This window comes from Parvibaculum sp. (assembly GCF_049651025.1).
GTDB lineage: Bacteria > Pseudomonadota > Alphaproteobacteria > Parvibaculales > Parvibaculaceae > Parvibaculum.
In genome coordinates this window covers 1-3,873 of sequence record NZ_JBASBH010000015.1, presented here as the reverse complement: position 1 = coordinate 3,873, position 3,873 = coordinate 1, and the positions used below count along the sequence as shown (strand labels likewise).

Here is a 3,873-nt window from a genome sequence, read left to right as displayed (position 1 = left end):
GAATAGACCTCGCCAGGCTTGCCGGTGAGGATCGGCGCGGTGCCGCCCGCGACCTTGCCCATCGAGATGTAGAGCATGAAAACCGAGGTCTGAAAGAGGTTCAGCCCGACGATCTTCTTGATGAGATTGCCGCGCGAGATGGTGACGTAGAGGCCGATCATCATCAGGATGACGACCATCCAGTAATTATAGTGACCGGCGATGAGGGAAAGGGTTGCGTCCATCTCACCAGTCCTTGTCGTCGATTTCGGGCTCGCGGCTCGCAAAGGCGACGAAGATCGCCGTCATGGCGCTCGCGACCGCGATGCCGACACCCAGCTCGACAATGAGAATGCCCCATTCCTGACCATGAACCGGATCGGGAGAGAATTTCGAATAGTCGAGATAGTCGAGACCGAGAAGCATCGAGGCGACGCCTGTGCCTGCGTAAAGCAGAAGCCCGATGCACATGAAGGCGACCAGCGTCATCGGCGGGACGACGCGCATCAAGGCTTCGACGCCATAAACCAGCGCATAAAGAATGAAGCCGACGGCGAAGATGACGCCTGCCTGAAAGCCGCCGCCCGGGCCGTAATCGCCATGCCACTGAACATAAAGCGCATAGAGAAGGATCGGCGGCAGAAGCATTTTCGCGACGACGCGCAGGATCAGATGGTGATGCATGTCACTTGCCCCCGTCCTTGTCCTGACTCTTGTCGGGGCGTCGCGGAAAGCCGATGAGAAGCAGAACGGAAATGGCGGCGGCGAAAATCACCGAGACTTCGCCCAGCGTGTCGTAACCGCGATAGCTGGCAAGCACGGCCGTCACGACATTGACGACGCCGGTATCCGCTACGCTGCGGGCGAGGTACTGACCGCCGACATGGCTATGCACCGGCGCATCGGGACTGCCGAAAACGGGCATGTCGAGCGTGCCGTAGATCAGCGCGGCCCCTGTGACGAGGCAGAGAAGAAGCGGGAGGAAGGCGCTGTGGACGGCCTTCTTTTCCTCACGCGCGGTGAGCGACAATGCGCCGAGCATCAGAACGGTCGAAATGCCCGCGCCGACGGCAGCCTCGGTGAAGGCGACGTCTGCGGCATCGAGCGTGATGAAGAGGCCAGCCGCGAGAAGGCTGAAGAGGCTGGCCAGCATGGTCACGGCAAAGAGATTGCGGAGCCGGACGATGGCGAGCGCCGTGAGCACGAGAAAGCCGAAAAGGATGAGATCGACGACGATCATGGCGACACCTTCTCGTCGAGGCGGGCGCTCTCGTCCTTCACCATGCGATGAGGCTTGATGCCCGCGATCCAGGCCGCATTGGCGATGGCATGGGTTGCCGTCGGCCCTGCGATGAATATGAAAAGGCCGATAAGGGCGAGCTTCAGCGTGGCGAGGGTCAAACCGGACTGAAGCATCATGCCCGCAAGCATGAGGCCCGCGCCCATCGTGTCGATCATGCCGGCGGCATGGATGCGCGACCAGAAGTCGGGCAGGCGGATCATGCCGAGCGAGCCGATGAGAAGGATCAGGCCGCCAAGCCCGAGCAGAAGCCAGCTTGCACCATCGATCAGAAGGGCCTGGTTCATTGCCCGGCCCCCTCGTTGAACGGAGCCGAGCCCAGCGACCGATGGCGGATGAATTTCAGAACGGCGATGGTGCCGACGAAATTGATGAGGGCATAGAGAAGGGCGATGTCGAGAAAGTCCGGGCGCGCGGTCAGAAAGCCGAGCAGGCCGATCAGTAAAACGGTCAGAGTGCCGAAGGAGTTGACCGCGAGAATCCGGTCGTAAAGCGTCGGCCCGACGAAGCTTCGAATGATAACAAGGAGCATTGAAGCGAAAAGCGCGGCCGCCGCCGCTGCGAACATGGCCATCTCAGGCGCCCTCGACCGCGCTTGCGCGGCGGTCCATATCGTCAAACGAGCCGACGAAATGCTCGGACAATGCGTGAACCAGAAGCACGTTCTCGCCAGCCTCGACGGTCACGGTTCCGGGGGTCAGGGTGATCGAATTGGCGAAGATGACCCGGCCCATTTCGGTCTTCTGGCTGGTTGGTACAAGGACGAACTGCTGACCAAGAGCCGGACGCGGGGAAAGGATTATCTTCGCCACGTCCATATTGGCCTTGGCGATCTCCTTGAGGAGCCAGAGCCAGTAGAGCGGAAGCGAGAGTTTGAGCTGTGTCGGGACGGTTTCGGCGTCGATCAAGCCCATTCGGACGGTGACGTAAACGCACAACGCCGAGGAAATCAGGCCCATAACAAGCAAAAACGGCGTGTAATGCCCGGACAGCACGAGCCAGAATCCGAACAAAGCCGCTCCGAGGGCGATTGCTTTCGCCATGCCTGTTTTTGCCTTTCTCTGGATGGGTGGTGGGCTGCCGCCCCGCCTGTCGACCGCTTTCGATCTTATATTGTTTGCAGATAATATGCGTTCGTAAAGCGAAGCAATGGCCTTCCGCTTTAAAATTATAATGGACACTGTTATAGTCATTATTGTGTCTGGGGGGGCGTGGGGGTCCACGATCCGGGCGATAACTCCGGCGGTTGTGCCTTTGAGGCCGATGGGCCACTGACTGCCGGTCTGAAGTCGTGGTGGGGATGGAAGAGCGATTAGAACAATCCGCGACGGGGATCGTCGATGCGGCGATCGAGATCAGCGGCATCGTCAAATGGTTTGATGCGGTCAAAGGATATGGCTTCATCATTCCCGATGATGGTGGCGATGATGTTCTCGTACACTCGTCTTGTCTGAAACAAATGGGCCGTGAAGCGCTCGATGAAGGCGCGACGGTCGTTTGTGAAGCTGTTCGCCGACCCAAGGGGTTTCAGGCGATCCGTGTTCTCGAGGTTGACGACACGACAGCGATCAAAAGCTCAACTCAATCTGTTCGTGCACTGAATATGCGCTCACCTGTTGCGGGCGTCGTGCCGGTCGGTGAGTTTGAAACCGTGATCGTGAAGTGGTTCAACCGCGCGCGTGGCTACGGCTTTGTAACGCGCGGCGAGGGTACGCCGGATATTTTCATTCATATGGAAACGCTTCGGCGCTTCGGTGTGCGGGATCTTGTGCCGGGGCAGGAAGTTCAGGTGCGCTTCGGCGAAGGCCCCAAGGGGCTGATGGTCGCCGAGATGACGCCTGACGGCAGTTAAGCGAGACAGCGGCGACGGCTTCGGTATGATGCAGGCGCTTCGCGGGAGATCCGTGGAGCGCATTGCCTTGTTTATGCCAATAGTACCGAGAGCCCATGTCCAGTTCAGATATCGATCACAACCCGCCGGAGGGATTTGTTCTCTCGACGACGCGCGGCCCCTATACGAGCCATAACGGCCCTTTTTACCACAAGGTCACGGAAGACGGCTTCTGGCACGGGGTGCGCGTGCAGCAGCGCCACTGCAATTCGCGCGGCATCACGCATGGCGGCATGCTGATGTCCTTTGCCGATGGCCTGCTCGGCACGGCGGTCTTCCGGGCGACGAAGACAATCGCGCTGACGATCCGGATGAATTCCGATTTCCTGTCGTCCGCCCGGCCCGGCGACTGGCTGGAGGGCACAGCCCGCATCACCCGCGCAACCCGCTCGGTCGCCTTTTGCGAGGCGGAGCTTTATGTGGGCTCGCGGCAAATCCTCAAGGCAACAGGCGTCTTCAAGCTGATGTCACGCCATAAGGTGCCGGATGAGGGCGAGCCTGTCGTTTCTTGAGGCGGGATGGCAGACGGGCTATTCGAACACACTACTCAGTATACAGAGCTGGTAAACTTGCCGAGTCTATTCTGATCGCTCGAAGAAGATATGCCATGAAAGCTCGGTTACGATCAGAAGTGTACCGAGGGAAGCAGACGATGAGCAGTTTAGTCCCGCATGTGGTAAGTTATGTTTTCCGTTGATAAACG

8 protein-coding genes are annotated in these 3,873 nt (G+C 59.2%); 2 read left to right on the top strand and 6 right to left on the bottom strand.

What is annotated here, in order from left to right:
• From WA943_RS01410 to WA943_RS01385, 6 genes are all read right to left on the bottom strand, one after another.
• On the bottom strand, nt 1-224 hold a 224-nt coding region (locus tag WA943_RS01410; protein ID WP_424467958.1), incomplete at its 3' end, for an NADH-quinone oxidoreductase subunit K.
• Between the two features lies 1 nt (nt 225).
• The gene (locus WA943_RS01405) at nt 226-663 is read right to left on the bottom strand and encodes a Na(+)/H(+) antiporter subunit B (protein ID WP_424467956.1); all 438 of its coding nucleotides are present in this window, start codon (nt 661-663) and stop codon (nt 226-228) included.
• A 1-nt stretch (nt 664) separates the two neighbouring features.
• Nucleotides 665-1,219 (bottom strand): DUF4040 domain-containing protein, encoded by a 555-nt coding sequence (locus WA943_RS01400; protein WP_424467954.1) that lies wholly within the window; start codon nt 1,217-1,219, stop codon nt 665-667.
• On the bottom strand, nt 1,216-1,566 hold the full coding sequence (gene mnhG, locus WA943_RS01395; protein WP_424467952.1) for a monovalent cation/H(+) antiporter subunit G: 351 nt from the start codon (nt 1,564-1,566) through the stop codon (nt 1,216-1,218). Before mnhG ends, WA943_RS01400 begins: the two co-directional genes overlap by 4 nt.
• The gene (locus WA943_RS01390) at nt 1,563-1,853 is read right to left on the bottom strand and encodes a monovalent cation/H+ antiporter complex subunit F (protein ID WP_424467950.1); all 291 of its coding nucleotides are present in this window, start codon (nt 1,851-1,853) and stop codon (nt 1,563-1,565) included. The genes mnhG and WA943_RS01390 overlap by 4 nt, the downstream gene beginning before the upstream one ends.
• A gap of 1 nt (nt 1,854) precedes the next feature.
• Nucleotides 1,855-2,322 (bottom strand): Na+/H+ antiporter subunit E, encoded by a 468-nt coding sequence (locus tag WA943_RS01385; protein ID WP_424467948.1) that lies wholly within the window; start codon nt 2,320-2,322, stop codon nt 1,855-1,857.
• Nucleotides 2,323-2,579: 257 nt separating this feature from the next.
• On the opposite strand from WA943_RS01385, the gene WA943_RS01380 reads away from it, so the two are divergent.
• Both WA943_RS01380 and WA943_RS01375 read left to right on the top strand, forming a co-directional pair.
• A complete protein-coding gene (locus tag WA943_RS01380; protein ID WP_424467946.1) occupies nt 2,580-3,131 on the top strand; it encodes a cold-shock protein in 552 nt (183 codons plus the stop codon).
• Between the two features lie 95 nt (nt 3,132-3,226).
• Complete coding sequence (locus tag WA943_RS01375) at nt 3,227-3,682, top strand: PaaI family thioesterase (protein ID WP_424467944.1); 456 nt, start codon at nt 3,227-3,229, stop codon at nt 3,680-3,682.
• Nucleotides 3,683-3,873: the final 191 nt, after the last annotated feature.